Annotated in this window: 17 protein-coding genes; 6 read left to right on the plus strand and 11 right to left on the minus strand. The window is 71.5% G+C overall.

All coding sequences use genetic code 11. The features are described 5' to 3' along the window. From ACZ7OH_RS10815 to ACZ7OH_RS10840, 6 genes are all read right to left on the minus strand, one after another. Positions 1 to 549, minus strand: coding sequence for a NuoB/complex I 20 kDa subunit family protein (locus ACZ7OH_RS10815; protein WP_086678877.1), 549 nt, complete (start codon positions 547 to 549; stop codon positions 1 to 3). A gap of 4 nt (positions 550 to 553) precedes the next feature. After that, the gene (locus ACZ7OH_RS10820) at positions 554 to 973 is read right to left on the minus strand and encodes an NADH-quinone oxidoreductase subunit A (RefSeq protein WP_086838657.1); all 420 of its coding nucleotides are present in this window, start codon (positions 971 to 973) and stop codon (positions 554 to 556) included. A gap of 479 nt (positions 974 to 1,452) precedes the next feature. Further along, positions 1,453 to 2,739 (minus strand): geranylgeranyl reductase family protein, encoded by a 1,287-nt coding sequence (locus ACZ7OH_RS10825; protein WP_470280616.1) that lies wholly within the window; start codon positions 2,737 to 2,739, stop codon positions 1,453 to 1,455. 10 nt (positions 2,740 to 2,749) lie between these two features. After that, positions 2,750 to 3,439 (minus strand): demethylmenaquinone methyltransferase, encoded by a 690-nt coding sequence (locus ACZ7OH_RS10830; protein WP_086677876.1) that lies wholly within the window; start codon positions 3,437 to 3,439, stop codon positions 2,750 to 2,752. Between the two features lie 31 nt (positions 3,440 to 3,470). Then, a complete protein-coding gene (locus ACZ7OH_RS10835) occupies positions 3,471 to 4,574 on the minus strand; it encodes a glycosyltransferase family 4 protein (protein ID WP_470280617.1) in 1,104 nt (367 codons plus the stop codon). A 1-nt stretch (position 4,575) separates the two neighbouring features. Then, positions 4,576 to 5,646, minus strand: coding sequence for a glycosyltransferase family 4 protein (locus tag ACZ7OH_RS10840; RefSeq protein WP_470280618.1), 1,071 nt, complete (start codon positions 5,644 to 5,646; stop codon positions 4,576 to 4,578). A gap of 177 nt (positions 5,647 to 5,823) precedes the next feature. On the opposite strand from ACZ7OH_RS10840, the gene ACZ7OH_RS10845 reads away from it, so the two are divergent. Both ACZ7OH_RS10845 and ACZ7OH_RS10850 read left to right on the plus strand, forming a co-directional pair. Then, positions 5,824 to 6,660 carry an inositol monophosphatase family protein gene (locus tag ACZ7OH_RS10845; protein ID WP_400900950.1) on the plus strand — a complete coding sequence of 279 codons (837 nt, stop codon included), beginning with the start codon at positions 5,824 to 5,826 and terminating at the stop codon, positions 6,658 to 6,660. A gap of 197 nt (positions 6,661 to 6,857) precedes the next feature. Beyond that, a complete protein-coding gene (locus ACZ7OH_RS10850) occupies positions 6,858 to 7,472 on the plus strand; it encodes a GNAT family N-acetyltransferase (RefSeq protein WP_470280619.1) in 615 nt (204 codons plus the stop codon). Here the strand turns inward: ACZ7OH_RS10850 and ACZ7OH_RS10855 are convergent. The 3 genes from ACZ7OH_RS10855 to menD all read right to left on the minus strand — a co-directional run bounded on the left by ACZ7OH_RS10855 (position 7,399) and on the right by menD (position 11,164). Beyond that, the gene (locus tag ACZ7OH_RS10855; protein ID WP_470280620.1) at positions 7,399 to 7,836 is read right to left on the minus strand and encodes a DUF3592 domain-containing protein; all 438 of its coding nucleotides are present in this window, start codon (positions 7,834 to 7,836) and stop codon (positions 7,399 to 7,401) included. The genes ACZ7OH_RS10850 and ACZ7OH_RS10855 overlap by 74 nt on opposite strands. A gap of 22 nt (positions 7,837 to 7,858) precedes the next feature. Beyond that, on the minus strand, positions 7,859 to 9,370 hold the full coding sequence (locus tag ACZ7OH_RS10860; RefSeq protein WP_470280621.1) for a M1 family metallopeptidase: 1,512 nt from the start codon (positions 9,368 to 9,370) through the stop codon (positions 7,859 to 7,861). A gap of 117 nt (positions 9,371 to 9,487) precedes the next feature. After that, positions 9,488 to 11,164 carry a 2-succinyl-5-enolpyruvyl-6-hydroxy-3-cyclohexene-1-carboxylic-acid synthase gene (menD, locus tag ACZ7OH_RS10865; RefSeq protein ID WP_470280622.1) on the minus strand — a complete coding sequence of 559 codons (1,677 nt, stop codon included), beginning with the start codon at positions 11,162 to 11,164 and terminating at the stop codon, positions 9,488 to 9,490. Positions 11,165 to 11,221: 57 nt separating this feature from the next. Between menD and ACZ7OH_RS10870 the strand changes: the two genes are divergently transcribed. From ACZ7OH_RS10870 to ACZ7OH_RS10885, 4 genes are read left to right on the plus strand one after another with little or no spacing between them, the layout of a single operon-like run. Beyond that, a complete protein-coding gene (locus ACZ7OH_RS10870; protein WP_470280623.1) occupies positions 11,222 to 12,145 on the plus strand; it encodes a 1,4-dihydroxy-2-naphthoyl-CoA synthase in 924 nt (307 codons plus the stop codon). A 1-nt stretch (position 12,146) separates the two neighbouring features. After that, positions 12,147 to 13,280, plus strand: coding sequence for an o-succinylbenzoate--CoA ligase (gene menE / locus ACZ7OH_RS10875; RefSeq protein WP_470280874.1), 1,134 nt, complete (start codon positions 12,147 to 12,149; stop codon positions 13,278 to 13,280). A 51-nt stretch (positions 13,281 to 13,331) separates the two neighbouring features. Further along, a complete protein-coding gene (locus ACZ7OH_RS10880; RefSeq protein ID WP_400900962.1) occupies positions 13,332 to 13,475 on the plus strand; it encodes a hypothetical protein in 144 nt (47 codons plus the stop codon). A gap of 49 nt (positions 13,476 to 13,524) precedes the next feature. Beyond that, positions 13,525 to 14,394 carry a 1,4-dihydroxy-2-naphthoate polyprenyltransferase gene (locus ACZ7OH_RS10885; RefSeq protein ID WP_470280624.1) on the plus strand — a complete coding sequence of 290 codons (870 nt, stop codon included), beginning with the start codon at positions 13,525 to 13,527 and terminating at the stop codon, positions 14,392 to 14,394. Here ACZ7OH_RS10885 and cds1 read toward each other — a convergent pair. Both cds1 and ACZ7OH_RS10895 read right to left on the minus strand, forming a co-directional pair. Next, positions 14,391 to 15,476 (minus strand): L-cysteine desulfhydrase Cds1, encoded by a 1,086-nt coding sequence (gene cds1 / locus ACZ7OH_RS10890; protein ID WP_470280625.1) that lies wholly within the window; start codon positions 15,474 to 15,476, stop codon positions 14,391 to 14,393. The genes ACZ7OH_RS10885 and cds1 overlap by 4 nt on opposite strands. Continuing rightward, the gene (locus ACZ7OH_RS10895; protein WP_400900968.1) at positions 15,473 to 15,760 is read right to left on the minus strand and encodes a DUF4229 domain-containing protein; all 288 of its coding nucleotides are present in this window, start codon (positions 15,758 to 15,760) and stop codon (positions 15,473 to 15,475) included. Before ACZ7OH_RS10895 ends, cds1 begins: the two co-directional genes overlap by 4 nt. Positions 15,761 to 15,762 lie beyond the last annotated feature (2 nt).

Consider the following 15,762-nt stretch of genomic DNA (forward strand, 5'->3'; position numbering starts at 1 on the left):
CTACTTCTTCGCGTACTTGATCGACGACGCGACGAGCTCGGTGCGCGCCCCGCTGGCGGCGCGGATGGCGGCGCGGCGGGCGTTGATCGGCTCGTCCTGGATCTTGGCGTGCAGCTTGAGGATCGCGTCCAGCAGCATCTCCGGCCGCGGCGGGCAGCCGGGCAGGTACATGTCGACCGGCACGATGTGGTCGACGCCCTGGACCACGGCGTAGTTGTTGAACATGCCGCCGGAGGAAGCGCAGACGCCCATCGCGAGCACCCAGCGCGGCTCGGCCATCTGGTCGTAGATCTGGCGCAGGACCGGGGCCATCTTCTGCGTGACGCGCCCGGCGACGATCATCAGGTCGGCCTGCCGCGGCGTCGCGCTGAAGCGTTCCATGCCGAAGCGGGCGATGTCGTAGCGGGAACCGCCGACCGTCATCATCTCGATCGCGCAGCAGGCGAGGCCGAAGGTCGCGGGCCACAGCGAGTTCTTGCGCGCCCAGTTGACGAGGCCTTCGAGGCTGGCCAGCAGGATGCCGTTGGGGAGTTTCTCTTCGAGGCCCATGGGTCTAGTTCCAATCCAGGCCGCCGCGCCGCCACACGTAGGCGTACGCGAAGCCGACCGTCGCGATGAACAGCAGGATCTCCACCAGGCCGAACGTGCCCAGCGCGTCCGCCTGCACGGCGAACGGGTAGAGGAAGACCATCTCGATGTCGAACAGGATGAACAGCATCGCGGTGATGTAGTACGCGACCGGCATCCGCCCGGCGCCGACGAGCGGCTGCGGGGACGGCTCGATGCCGCACTCGTAGGCGGAGAGCTTGGCCTTGTTGTAGCGGCTGGGTCCGACGAGCGGGCCCAGCAGGACCGACAGCACGGCGAAACCGAGCGCCAGGACGAACAAGATCACGATGGGCAGGTAGGGCTTCAGACTGGGAGCCTCTTGCGCCAGCTGCACCGTGTCCGTTCGGGTCAGCAACGTCAGCACGGGGTCTTCGCCATCCTTTCCGCGCCGATGCGGTTGTGCTTGTGGTGGGGAACCGCTTGGCCTCGTCGGCACCCTAAGGGACCTGGGTCACACCGCCGAGGGTCAGGGTCTCCTTACGGCCCGTGGCGGGGCCGGGCGGGGAGAAACACAGCGCTTGTGAAATAGTTCACAAGCCACTCGTCGCGGATGTGAAGCGATTCACAAAGCATGGGGGGAGTGTAGGACGCGACTCACATTCTTGTCCCTAGGCCCCCGTGTTATAAGGGTGACCTAACTTCCGGCGCCATCGTTGTCACGACGCGATGACGGCCCGCGCGCGACCTGCGCGAAGGCCGGTCAAGATCGCTGGGTGGCCGGACAATCCGGACTTCGCCGTGTGAGCTATCCCACTGGCCGTACGGCCAACTTGCTGGGCCACTCGTGTGTCCGCGCGCGAAAAAGCCCCGGCACGGAAGTCGTGCCGGGGCCTCGGAACCGGGTCAGCGCGGGGTCGGGGTGACCTTCGCCAGCGCCGAGATGAGGCGGTCGACGCCGTCGCCGCCCTTGGCGTCGTAGCAGCCCGACAAGCCCTTGTAGACCAGCGGCAGCAGCTTGTTGATGCGCAGCCCGTACTTCGTGCACGCGTGCATGATCTTCGGCTTGCCGATGATCCGCGCGAAGACGTTGCCCAGCTGGTAGTAGCCGCCCATCAGCTCGCCCACGGCCCGCGGGTACGCCTCCAGCGCCCGCTCCCGCGAAGGCCCTTCGCGCCGCGCAAGCGCCTGCACGACGACCTCCGCGGCGATCTGCGCGGACTCCATCGCCGCCGAGATGCCCTCGCCGTTGAACGGGCTGACCATGCCGCCCGCGTCGCCGAGCAGCAGCAGGCCGTCGCGGTAGTGCGGGGTGCGGTTGAAGCCCATCGGGAGGCCGGCCCCGCCGACCTTGCCGATCGCGTTCTCCTCGCGGTAGCCCCACTCCTCCGGCGTCCCGTCGAGCCACTGGCGCAGCAGCGCGCGGTAGTCGGTGTTCCGGAACGACGCCGACGTCGACAGCATGCCGAGGCCGACGTTGACCGTGCCGTCGCCGAGCGGGAACGCCCAGCCGTAGCCCGGCAGCAGCTTCGGGTCCCGCGGGTCGGAGCGGTCCCACAGCTCGAGGTGGCCCTCGATGAACGGGTCGTCGTGGCGCGGGCTCTTGTAGTACTGGCGCACCGCCACGCCCATCGGGCGCTTCTCGTTCTTCTGGATGCCGACGCTCAGCGCGAGCCGCGCGGACACGCCGTCGCAGGCCAGGACGAGCGGCGCGTAGTACTTCACCGGCGTCCGCTCCGGGCCGACCTTCGCCTCGACGCCGACCACGCGCCCGGTCGCGTTCGTGATCGCGCTGGTGACGGTGGTGCGCTCGTACAGCCGCGCGCCCGCCTTCACCGCGAGCTTCGCGAGCAGGTCGTCGAAGTCGTGGCGGGTGCGGGAAACGCCGTACGGCGGGTAGCTCGTCAAGTCCGGCCAGTCGAGCTCCAGCGTCAGGTCGCCGGTGAGGATCCGCAGGCCGCGGCTGTGCACCCAGCCGGCGTCCTCGCTGGTGTCGATGCCCAGGTCGATGAGCTGCTTGACGCCGCGCGGGGTCAAGCCGTCGCCGCAGACCTTCTCGCGCGGGAACTCGGTCTTCTCCAGCAGCAGCACGTCGACGCCCGCGCGGGCCAGGTAGGTGGCCACGGTGGACCCTGCGGGTCCGGCGCCGACGACGATGACTTCGGCGTCCTGGTCTGCGGTGCGTCGCGTCATGAACGCGAGTTTAGGCAGGCTTTCGCGCGCGGTGGATCGCCACGACGCCGAATGTGAGGTTCAACCACTCGACGTCGGTCCAGCCCGCGCTCGCGATGATCTCGCCGAGCGTGCGCTGGTCGGGCCAGGCCAGCATGGATTCGGCCAGGTAGGAGTAGGCCTCGGGGTTGGACGACGTCCGCTTGCCGACCCAGGTCAGCAGCTTGAGCATGAACCGCCGGTGGATGAACCGGATCGGGGCGAACGGCGGCGTCGAGACCTCGCAGATCACCAGCCGGCCCCCCGGCTTGACCACGCGGGCGATCTCGGTCAGCGCGGCCTTGGTGTCGACGAAGTTGCGCAGCGCGAGGGAGATCGTCACGGCGTCGAAGCTCTCGTCGGCGAACGGCAGGTTGAGCGCGTCGGCCGCAACCATCGGCACGTTCCGGTGCTTGCCGGCGCGGAGCATGCCGAACGAGAAGTCCGCGGCCAGGCACCAAGCGCCGCCGCGGGCGTACTCGACGGTGGACACGCCGGTGCCGGCGGCGAGGTCCAGGACCTTCTCGCCGCGGCGGGCGTCGAGCACGCGAGCGGTGGTGGTGCGCCAGCGCCGGTCGAAGCCGAAGGTCATGAACGAGTTCGCCCGGTCGTACCCGTCCGCGACGCCGTCGAACATCGCGGCGACTTCGTGCGGGTCCTTGTCCAGGCTTGCGCGTGACATGACACGAATCTAGACCGGTCCGCCGGGACGTTCAGCGGAAGGTGGCCAGCATCCCGGCCACCGCCGCGGGCCAGGTGAACTCCTCCGCCCGTGCCCTCGCGGCCGCCCTGCGCAGGTCTTCCGGGCTGTCCAGGAGGTCTGTGACGGCGGTGGCGAACGCGGGCGCGTGGTCGTCGACCGCCGCGCCACACCCCGGACGCACGATCTCCCGCAGCGCCGACGACGCCGACACCACCACCGGCGTCCCGGACGCCAGGGCCTCCAGGGCCGCGAGCCCGAAGGTCTCGTGCGGCCCCGGCGCCAGGGAGACGTCCGCGCTGGCCAGCAGCCGGGCGACGTCGCCGCGGCCGGACAGGAACCCCAGGAACGTCACCGGCAGCCCGCGCGCCCGGCGTTCGAGGGCGCGCCGGCGCGGCCCGTCGCCCGCCACCACCAGCCGGACCTTCGCGCCCGCCTCCGTCAGCTCCGCGACGGTGTCCACGCTGCGTTCCACGTGCTTCTCCGGCGAAAGACGTCCACAGTGGACGATCAGGGCGTCCGCTCCCCCGGCGAGGTCGGTGCGCCACCCGGCGTCGCGCATGGCGGGCCGGAACGTCGCGAGGTCGACGCCGAGCGGCACGCGGCGGACGTTCGGCGCGGCGATCCGGTCGAACTCCGCGCGGGCGAACGCCGTCGTGCAGACGACCGTGTCGTAGCTCGCCGCCATCCGCCGGTTCGCGGCGTCGGCGACGCGGCGCGCGACGGGCTCGGGCAGCAGGAACTGCTCCAGCAGCCGGTCGAGGCGCTCGTGGGAGATGACCGTGCTCGGTACGCCGTGGCGCCGCGCCCAGCCACCCATCCCCCGCAGCGTCAACCGGTCCGACACCTCCAGCCGGTCGGGTTCGAGTCTGCGCAGCACCGCGCGGACGCGGTGCGGGTCGACGGCGCGGTAGCCGCCGGTGCCAGGGATCTTTGGGGCCGGCAGCGAGAACCGGCGCACGCCGGTCGGCAGCACCTCGTCGGCGTAGCGGGTGCCTGGCACCACGAGCGTCACCTCGTGGCCGCTCGCGACGTACCCGGCGCCGAGGTGGTGCAGCGCCGTGCGGAGCCCGCCCGAGCGCGGGCCGTAGAAGTTGGCGAGCTGGACGATGTGCATGTCAGGCCGCGCGGGCGGCCCGGCCCTGCACGGCTTCGTAGTGCCCCAGCAGCTCGTGGCAGACCGCAGGCCAGGTGCGGCCCAGCACGACCTTGCGCGCCTTCTCACCGAGCCTCGCGCGCAACGCGGCGTCGCGGAGGGCGTCGACCTTCTCGACGAGCGCCGGGCCGAAACCCTCGCGGTCGGCCGGCAGCAGGTAGCCGGTGCGGCCGGGCAGCACGAGGTCCTTGGGGCCGCCCGCAGCCGGCGCGAGCACCGGCAAGCCGGACGCCATCGCCTCCTGCACCGCCTGGCAGAACGTCTCGTGCGGGCCGGTGTGGACGAAGACGTCGAAGCTCGCGTACGCCTTCGAGAGCTCGTCGCCGTACTTCGCGCCGAGGAACGCGGCGCCGGGCAGCTGCTCCTTGAGGTTGTCGAGCTCGGGCCCGTCGCCGACGATGACCACGCGGATCCCGGGCACGCCGGCGAGCGCGGCCAGCCGGTCGACCTCCTTTTCCGGCGCCAGCCGCCCGACGAACCCGACGAGCAGCTCGCCGTTCGGGGCCAGCTCGGCCCGCAGCGCCGCGTCGGCGTGGTCCGGGGAGAAGCGCTCGATGTCGACGCCCCGCGCCCAGCGGTGCACGCGCGGGACGCCGTGCAGCTCGAGTTGCTCGACGGAGTCGCTGGACGGGGCGAGGGTCCGGTCGGCCCGCGAGTGCAGCCGCCGCACCCAGCGCCACGCGGCGCGCGCGGCGATGCCGAAGCCGTACGCGGCGGCGAACCCGGCGATGTCGGTCTGGTAGACGGCGATGGACGGCACTCTCAGCCGCCGGGCGGCGGCCAGCCCGCGCGCGCCGACGACGAACGGCGAGGCCAGGTGCACGACGTCCGGGCCGAACGCGGTGAGCGCGTTGAGCACCGTCCGCGTCGGCACGCCGATCGGCAGGGAGTTGACGCCGGGGAAGTCCAGCGCGGGGATCCGCACGACGGGAGCGCCGCGGTAGGAGTCCGGGCCGGGGCCGGGGGCGATGATCAGCACGTCGTGGGCGCGTTCGCGCAGGTGCTCGACGACCCGCAGGACGGAGTTGGTCACGCCGTTCACCTGGGGCAGGAAACTTTCGGTGACTATGGCGACTCGCACGTCTTGGACGATCGCACCCGTTCCTGGCGCACGTGTGACACGGCGGCCAACGCTGCCGGAACAGATCGGCTACGACATGTCATCTCAAGGTCGTGTCCCGGAAACCAGCGGGGCCCAGACTAAGCAGGCATGACCCTCTTGTCCTCCCGGCCGCCGCGGCCCGTCGAGCCCGGCTTGCTGTCGAGGGCGCTCGAAGTGGCCGGACGGCTGGCCAACGACGCCACCGACGTGATCACCGCGACCGCCGGCCGCGGCGCCCACCCGTCCACGCTGGATTCGCCGTTCGACTGGGTCACCGACACCGACCGCATCCTGGAGCGGCACACGCGCCGCGTCCTGACGGCGGAGTTCCCGGGCATCCCGGTGGTCGGCCACGAGTTCGGCGCGGACCACGGCGCGGACGTCGCGGAGTACCGCTGGGTGGTCGACTCGGTCGACGGCACGGCGAACTACGTGGCGGGCGTCCCGTGGTGCGCGTACAGCCTGGCGCTGGTGGACGCGGCAGGACCGGTGGTGGGGGTGGTGGCGGACCCGTACCGGGCCCAGATCTACGCGGCCGCGCGCGGACGAGGGGCCCGCGCGAACGGCAAGCCGGTCCAGCTGGTCGACCGCTGCGTGACGGCGGGTGCGCTGGTCTGCACCGAGTTCGCCCGGCGCGGCCCGTGGCCGGGGATGGGCGGGTTCATCGAGCGAGCCGCGGCGGCGCACGCGGGGGTCCGCGTGCTGGGGTCGGCGGCGTTGTCGATCGCCCAGGTGGCACTGGGCCACGCGGCGGCGGCGGTTTTGCACAGCTACCACGAGTGGGACGTGGCCGGCTCGGTGGCAATGGCCATCGAGGCAGGGGCGGTGGTGCTGGACAAGCACGGGGAGGACACGGCGTTGCCCACGGACGGGTTGCTGGTGGCGGCACCGGGGGTGGCGGACGAGGTCCTGGGCTGGTGGCAGGAGACAGCCCACGCGGGCTGAGTGGGCCGCAGGCCCGCACCTAGCCCTCCCCCGAACCTCGTCCCAGCCGCAGTCAGCACCGGAGACCCGGGGTCAAGGGTGAGCGAAGCTCATCGCGAAGCGACGCCGAAGGCGCCCTTGAGGCCGGGTATCCGGTGTTGAACAATCGAAGACGAGGAGCGGAAACACTCAACCACCACGGCGCGGGGCTAAAAGGCTTGCACCCTCGACGACGATCACCCACCCTCCGCACCCACCGGCTCACCCTCGTCCCCCTCACCGACGACCACCTCGACCTGGAGTACGAACTCGACTCCGACCCCGAGGTCATGCGCTACCTCACCGGCCGGGCCGCCACTCGCGCCGAGGTCGAACGGGCCCACGAACGAAGGATGGACGTCGCCCCGGGGTTCGGCTTCTGGATGGGCTTCGCGGGCCAAGACTTCATCGGCTGGTGGATCCTCCGCCCACCGCACGGCCCCGACCAGCCCGACGTCGAAGGCGAAGCCGAACTCGGCTACCGCCTCCTGCGCCGGCACTGGCGGCGCGGCTACGCGAAGGAAGGCTCACGAGAGCTGATCCGCTACGGCTTCGAGGTACTCGAACTCGACCGCATCTTCGCCCAGACCATGGCGGTCAACACCCCGTCCCGGGCGACGATGACCTCCGCCGGACTCACCTTCGCGAGGGCGTTCACCTCGGCCGCCGACTACGACGACCCCGTGGCAGGCGCCGACCAGGGCGAAGTCGAGTACGAAATCACGCGGGCACAGTGGCTCGCTTGTTCGCCCGGCGGATCCACCACAGCAGCGGCCCCGCCACCAGCCAGGTGAAGAACACGAAGCTCCCCAGCGGCAGCAGCGTCAACGTCGCCGAGCGGCCCGCCACCCGGGCCAGCTCCGGGTCCGGCGCGTCGTACTCGATGCGGACCAGCTGACCCGCCGCCAGCCCATCCGGGTACAGGACGCCGTTCGCCGGGCTGTGGACGATGCCGTCCGGGGTCTCGAAGTGGATGATCGTGCGGTCGAACGCCACCGAGTCCACCGTCGCGTTCGCCGTCCCGAGCTGAGCCTCGATAGCCCCGTCGTTGCGGATCGCGGCGAACAGGAGGCAGACGCACATCACGGTGAGGAGCGAGGCGACGCCGAGGGTGGTCCACCACCCGACGCGCCTCACCCGCTCACCTCTCGTGCTCACGCGGCGAGCGTAGCGGTCTCGCTCAGTGCGTGTGTTCCGCGGCGAGGTTCCGGTGGTTCGCCTGGATCTGGTCGTACGACTGCGGCTTCACAGACGCCGTACGCGCGGTGAAGGCAGCAGCACCGTTCGGGCCCACGGACGGCTTGCCCGCCGTGTACAGCCACGTCTGGAACAGGTCGTGCAGCGGCTTGCCCGAGATCTTCTCCGCCAGCGCGATGAAGTCCAGGATCCGCCCGTTCGAACCGCCCCGCTGCGCCTGCCACGTCTTCAAGATGGTGAAGAACGCGTCGTCGCCGACGGCGGTCCGCAGCGCCTGCAGGGTCAGCGCGCCCCGGTCGTACACGGCGTTGTCGAACTGGTTGTCCGCGCCCGGGTCGGCCGGGACCACCTTCCACAGGGCGCCGTCGGCCGGGTTCGAGTCGTACGTGTACTGCGCCAGCTCGGCGACCGTGCCCTCGCCCTCGTGCTCCGACCAGAGCCACTCGGCGTAGGACGCGAAGCCTTCGTTCAGCCAGATGTCGCTCCAGCGGCCGAGCGAGACGTTGTCGCCGAACCACTGGTGGGCGTTCTCGTGCGCGATCAGCGTCGTGTTCGAGCCCGCGCGGAAGTTTCGGACGCCGTAGGTCGGCCGGGTCTGGTTCTCCAGGGAGAACGTGATGCCGCTGGTGACGACGCCGCCCTCGGCCTCGAACGGGTACGGGCCGAACTGGGTGGCCAGGAACTCGTCGATCTCCGGCGTGCGCTCGACGCTCGCCTTCGCCGCGTACAGCGAGTCGCCGAGGTCGGCGCCGTACGCCGTGATGAACGGCTTGCCGTCCGGCGTCGTCGCCTGGTTCAGCTCGTACTTGCCGACGATGAACGACGTCAGGTACGTGGCCTGCGGCTTCGTGCTGCGCCACTGCCAGCGGGTCCAGCCGGCGCGGCTCTTCGTCGTGCGCACGAGCGACCCGTTGGAGATGGCGACGTTGTCGTCCGGGGCTTCGATCGTGACGTCGTAGGTCGCCTTGTCGGTCGGGTGGTCGTTGGCCGGGAACCACCACGCCGAGCTCTGCGGTTCGTCGATGCCGAGAGCGCCGAAGGCGCCCTTCTTCCAGGCGTTGATGCCGTCCACCTTCTCGGTCGACGGCGTGTCCGAGTACGCGACGACGACGGTCGCGGTCTGGCCCTTGAGCAGCGGCTGCGCCGGGGTGACGACGAGCTCGCCGTTGCCGGTCTGGTTCGCGAACTGGGCGGGGCGGTTGTTCACGCGCACGCTCGACGCCTTCAGCGCGAAGTCGAGGTCGAACCGCGAGAGGTCCTGGGTTGCGGTGAGCAGCAGCGTCGTCGTGCCCGCCAGGACGTCGGTCGCCGGCTGGTAGGTCAGGCGGATGTCGTAGTGGAGCACGTCCGTGCCGCCGTTGCCGGCGTTCGGGTAGTAGGGGTCGCCGACACCGGGGGCGCCCGGCGCGGGGGCCGCGGCGGCGGTGCCGGCGAGCAGCACCGAGACGACGCCGGCCGCGAGCGCACCGAAACCGGTGCGCGTTCTTGCACGCATTCGAATCCCTCCAACGGGTGAGGTTCAGCGCGCTCGAACGTAGCCAGCCGGGGAGCACCCAGGTACCGGCGAAGGAAGGTTCTTACCCCCTGGGACCGGTCCCGGAAACCGCTTGACTCAACCCGCGGAGACGGCCGCCGAGACCGCCGCCCGCAACCGGCCGTGCAGGTCGCGGTGCCGCGAGCGGTCCACCCGCACCTCGACGACCCGCAGGCCCGGCGCCGGGCGCAGGGCCGCGTGGAACTCCGTCAGCGTCTCCGCGACGACGTGCGGGACGCGGTAGCCGGCGCACAACGCGCCCAGGTCGGCGCCGTGCGGGGTGCCGAAGACGCGCTCGAAGCTCGCCGCGTGCTCGGGGGCGCCCTGCTCCAGCAGCGAGAAGATCCCGCCGCCGTCGTCGTTGCACACCACGATCGTCAGGTCGGGACGCTGCTCGGCCGGGCCGGTCAGCAGGCCCGACGCGTCGTGCAGGAACGTCAGGTCGCCCAGCAGCGCGTACGACGGCCCGCGGTGGACGTACGCGGCGCCGATCGCCGTCGAGACCGTCCCGTCGATGCCCGCGACCCCGCGGTTGCGGTGCACCAGGACGTCCGGCCGCAGCCGGCCCGCCAGCGCGACGTCCCGCGTCGGGTTGGACGAGCCCACGACCAGCAGCGAGTCCGGCGGCAGCGCGTCCACCAGCTCCGCCGCCAGGCGCAGCCCGGACGGCCACGGTTCGGCGGCCAGCAGCGACGAAACGGCGTCGGACGCGGCCGCGTCGGCCCGGCGCCAGCTCGCCAGCCACTCCGGGTCGGCCGGCTTGGTCGGCTCGTCGAACCACTGCCCGACCTGGCGGACGTTGTGCGCGGGCGCCGGCCAGTCCGAGTCCGGGCGGACCAGCAGGACCTCGACGGACGGGTCCGAAATCACCTTCTGGATCTGCCGGAACACCGTCGGCCGGCCGAGGCAGAGCACCTGCTCCGGCTTGTGCTTCGCGATGAACTCCTCGACGCCCAGCAGCCACGCGCCGGACGAGATCGCCGTGCCGCCGGACAGGCCCAGGCCGCCGGTCTCCGAGACCACCGGCCAGCCGTGCTGCTCGGCCCACTCGCTGGCCGCCTGGACGCCGGTGTCGCACGCGATGACCAGGCCGTGGCGCGCCGAGGGCACGACGAACGACGGCAGCGCGCCGAAGTCCGGCAGCTCGGTCCAGCGGGAGCCGTCGGGACGGCCGTCGAGGGACTCGTACCACTCGCCGTCGTCGTCGAGGTCGGGCACGAGGGGCTCGCGGAACGGGATGTTCAGGTGCACCGGGCCGCAGCGCCACTCGCCGTAGGCGGCGTTCCACGCCCGGCAGATCTGGCTGCGCCAGTACGAGTTCTGGCCGGCCCGCCGCTCGGCGACGGCCAGCTCGTCGAAGTAGCGGGCGGCGTCGCCGTAGAGCTGGTGCTGGTCGATCACCTGCGAAGCGCCCGCGGCTCTCAGCTCGGGCGGCCGGTCGGCGGTCAGGACGATCAGCGGGACGCCCGCGCGGTCGGCCTCGAGCACCGCGGGGTGGAAGTTCGCGGCCGCCGTGCCGGACGTGCAGAGCACGGCCACCGGGCGGCCGGTGCGCGCGGCGATGCCGAGGGCGAGGAAGCCGGCGCCGCGCTCGTCGATGCGGACGTGGAGCTGCAGCTTCCCGGCCGCCGCGGCGTCATAGAGCGCGATCGACAGCGGCGCGTTGCGGGAGCCCGGGCAGAGGACGACGTGCGAAACGGTGTTGCGGACGAGTTCGTCGACGATGACCCTGGCCTGCGCGGTGGAAGGGTTCACCGGCAGGCCTCGCATCCATCGAGATCAGATGTGTCCACAGGTCCTATTCTCCCAAACGTGGATGACGCCCGAGTTTCCGAGCTGTTCGACCCCGCCGCGTGGACCGAGGTCGAAGGTTTCGCCTTCACCGACATCACCTACCACCGTTCCGCGGAGAGCCGCGGCGGCAAACGCGTGGTGCGCATCGCGTTCGACCGTCCGGAGGTCCGCAACGCCTTCCGCCCGCACACCGTCGACGAGCTCTACCGGGCGCTGGACCACGCCCGGATGAGCTCGGACGTCGGCTGCGTCCTGCTCACCGGCAACGGCCCCTCGCCCAAGGACGGCGGGTGGGCGTTCTGCTCCGGTGGTGACCAGCGTATTCGCGGACGCTCCGGCTATCAGTACGCGAGTGGCGAGACCTCCGACACGGTGGACCCCGCGCGGGCCGGCCGGCTGCACATCCTCGAGGTCCAGCGGCTGATCCGGTTCCTGCCGAAACCGGTGATCGCGGTCGTGCCGGGCTGGGCCGCGGGCGGCGGGCACTCCCTGCACGTCGTGTGCGATCTCACGCTCGCCTCGGCCGAGCACGCGAAGTTCAAGCAGACCGACGCCGACGTCGGCTCGTTCGACGGCGGCTACGGCTCGGCGTACCTGGCGAAGATGGTCGGCCAGAAGTTCGCCCGGGAGATCTTCTTCCTCGGCCGCGAGTACTCCGCCGGGCAGATGCACCACATGGGCGCGGTCAACGCGGTCGTCCCGCACGCCGACCTGGAAAAAGAGGCGCTGACCTGGGCGTGGGAGATCACCCGCAAGTCGCCGACGGCGCAGCGGATGCTCAAGTACGCGTTCAACCTCACCGACGACGGCATGGTCGGCCAGCAGCTGTTCGCAGGCGAGACCACCCGCTTGGCGTACATGCAGGACGAAGCCGTCGAAGGCCGTGACGCGTTCCTCCAGAAGCGCGACCCCGACTTCAAGGACGTCCCCTATTACTACTGAGCTGCGCCCGATCGCCCTCGACGGCTCGCCGTCGAGCCTGACCACGCTGAAGAACGCCGTCGCGGACGCGCTGGGCGGCGGCCCGGCGGTCCTGCCGTTCACCGACCCCGCGCTGCGCGACGCGATGGCCCCCGACGAGCCCGCCGAGCCGGACACCGCCGTGGTCATCGCCACGTCGGGCTCGACCGGCGCGCCCAAGGGCGTGCTGCTGTCGGCCCGCGCGCTGACCGCGTCCGCCGAAGCCACGCACGCCCGCCTCGGCGGCCCCGGACACTGGCTCCTGGCGACGCCGGCGCACTACATCGGCGGGCTGCAGGTGCTGGTCCGGTCGCTGCTGGCGGGCACCGAGCCCGTGTTCCTGACCGGCACCGGCTTCCGGCCGGACGACTTCGCGGCCGCGGCGACGAAGCTCACCGGCGGCCCGCGGTACACGGCGCTGGTGCCGACCCAGCTGGTCCGGCTCCTGGACGACGGCGGCGCCGGGCTGGCCGCGGCGAAGACGTTCGACGCGATCGTGGTGGGCGCGGCGGCGACGTCGGCGGCGCTGCGCGAGCGCGCGGCCGACGCCGGGGTCCGGATCGTGCCCGCGTACGGCATGAGCGAGACGGCCAGCGGCTGCGTCTACGACGGCTTCCCCCTCGACGGCGTCCGCGTCGACGTCGAGGGCGACCGGATCCGCATCGCCGGCGACGTCCTCGCCCACGGCTACCGGCGGCGGCCCGACCTGACGGCGGAGTCCTTCTCGGGCGGCTGGTTCACGACGTCCGACCGTGGGGTTCGTCACGACGACGGCCGGATCGAGGTCCTCGGCCGAGCCGACGACATGATCAACACCGGCGGCGTGAAGGTGTCCGCGAACGCGATCGAACGCGTGCTGGGCGCCCAGCCGGGCGTCCGGGACGCGTGCGTCGTCGGCCTGCCGGACCCGAAGTGGGGCGAGGCCGTCGTGGCCCTGGTGGTCCCGGAGGGTGAACCGCGCGAAGCGGACGAACTGCGTGCCGCGGTTCGAGCCGAACTGGGCGTGGCGGCGACGCCGAAACGCGTCGAATACGCCGCTGAGCTGCCACTTCGCGGTCCGGGCAAGATCGACCGGGCGGCGGTCAAGGCGCGACTTCAGTCGGGTTTGCGCAGCTGAATGGCGGCACTTCGTTGACATGTACGCGGTGCACCCGCTTGGCTACGCACCATGACGCGCTGGATTCGTACCGCTCTGATCGGCACCGCAGTCGCGCTGGGGGTCCTCCTGCCGGCGGGCTCGGCCCTGGCCGACGGCCCCGGAGCCGACCCGAACAGCGGCCAGCTGACCTGGCAGCTGCCGACCACGAACTGACTTCCCGGGGTCTCTCCGGGCACTGATCGACATGGCGTTGAATGACGCCATGGCGACAGTGAACGAGTGGATCGAGGGGGCCCGGCCCCGGACGCTGCCGAACGCGGTGGCGCCGGTGGTGGCGGGGGTCGGCGCGGCGGTCGCGCTGGACGCGTTCTCGTGGTGGCGTTCGGCCTTGGCGCTGCTCGTCTCCCTCTCGCTGATCGTCGGCGTCAACTACGCCAACGACTATTCCGACGGCATCCGCGGCACGGACGAGAACCGCGTCGGCCCGCTGCGGCTGGTCGGGTCCGGGGTCGCCGCGCCGAAGGCCGTGCTGACCGCCGCACTGGTCGCGCTGGGCCTGGCCGGGGTGCTGGGGCTCGTGCTCGTCGTCAGCAGCGGGCACTGGTGGCTGCTGGTGATGGGCGCGCTGTGCATCCTCGGCGCGTGGTTCTACACCGGCGGCAAGAAGCCCTACGGCTACTACGGTTTCGGCGAAATCGCCGTGTTCGTCTTCTTCGGGCTGGCCGGCGTCCTGGGCACGGTGTACGTCCAAGCCGGCCGGGTCAGCTGGGCAGCGCTCGCGTGCGCGGTCGCGGTCGGCAGCTTCTCGACGGCAGTCCTGACGGCCAACAACTTGCGTGACATCCCGACGGACATCGAGTCCGGCAAACGCACGCTGGCGACCCGGCTGGGCGACGGAGGCACGCGGCGGTTGTACCTGGTACTGCTCGCCGTGCCGTACGTGCTCAGCGTGGTCCTCGGCATCTTCCACCCGCTGCTGCTGATCACCCTGGTGACAGCGCCGATGCTGCTGAAGTCGGTCCGCGCGGTCGCCGGCGGGCAGCAGGGGCGAGCGCTGATCCCGGCGTTGCGGGACACCGGCCTGGCGATGCTCGCCTGGGCCGTGCTCGCCGCCGTGGCGCTGAGCTTCTAGTCCTCCGGGGCGAAGAACTTCCCGGTCGCCAGGAACTCCTCGAACAACGCCGTGTGCGGCGCCAGGTCCATGCCCTGGGCCTCGATCCACTCGTCGTTGTAGTAGGTGTGCGCGTACCGCTCGCCGCCGTCGCAGAGCAGCGTCACGACGCTGCCCGCCTGGCCGTCCTCGACCATCCGCGAGATGAGCCGGAACGCGCCGTAGAGGTTCGTTCCGGTCGAGCCGCCCGCCCAGTGCCCGGTGCGCTCGCGCAGCAGCCGGATGGCCGCCAGGGAGCCCGCGTCGGGGACCTGGAACATCTCGTCGATGACGCCGGGCACGAACGACGGCTCGCAGCGCGGCCGGCCGATGCCTTCGATCCGCGACGGCATGCCGGTCGCGTAGTCGAGCGCGCCGGTCTCCCAGGCGCCGTAGAACGACGAGTTCTCCGGGTCGGCGACGCAGATCTTCGTCGTGTGCCGCTTGTAGCGGACGTACCGGCCGAAGGTCGCACTCGTGCCGCCGGTGCCCGCGCCGACGACGATCCACGTCGGGATCGGGTGGCGCTCCGAGCGCATCTGCGCGAAGACCGACTCGGCGATGTTGTTGTTGCCGCGCCAGTCCGTCGCGCGCTCGGCGTAGGTGAACTGGTCGAGGTAGTGCCCGCCGCTTTCGGCCGCGAGCCGCTCCGCCTCGGGGTACATCGCCGGGGCTTCGTCGACGTAGTGGCACTCACCGCCGTAGAACTCGATGAGCGCGATCTTCTCCTTCGACGTCTTGCGCGGCACGACCGTGATGAAGCGCAGGCCGAGCATGCGGGCGAAGTAGGCCTCGGACACCGCCGTCGACCCGCTGGACGCCTCGACGAGCACGGTGTCCGGGCCGATCTGGCCGTTGACGAGCCCGTAGAGGAACAGCGAGCGGGCCAGCCGGTGCTTCAGCGAGCCGGTCGGGTGGACGGACTCGTCCTTGAGGTACAGGTCGATGCCCCACTCCGGGGGCAGCGGGAAGACGTGCAGGTGGGTGTCGGCGCTGCGGTTCGCGTCCGCCTCGATGATCCGGACGGCCTCGCGGACCCAGCTGCGGGCGTGCGGGCGGCTCATTCGGCTTGCCCGGGAGCGTCCCCGCGCAGCTGGGCGCGGAGCTCGGCACGGGCCCGGGCGCGCTTTTCGTTGCGCTTCGCGAGGCCGGCCGTGACGCGGGCGTTCAGCGGGCGGAACAGGAGCAGGCCCAGCGGCAGCCCGACGACCAGACCGACGAGCAGCGCGACCAGCAGGGGCACGCCGACCAGGGTCAGCACCCAGGCGATCACGCCGACCAGCACGAACCGCGCCAGTAGGTACAGCGTCAGGTCACGCGGCAGGGTGCCGGCCTTCTCGTCGCTCACAC

This window comes from Amycolatopsis sp. NPDC114478, from assembly GCF_055633805.1.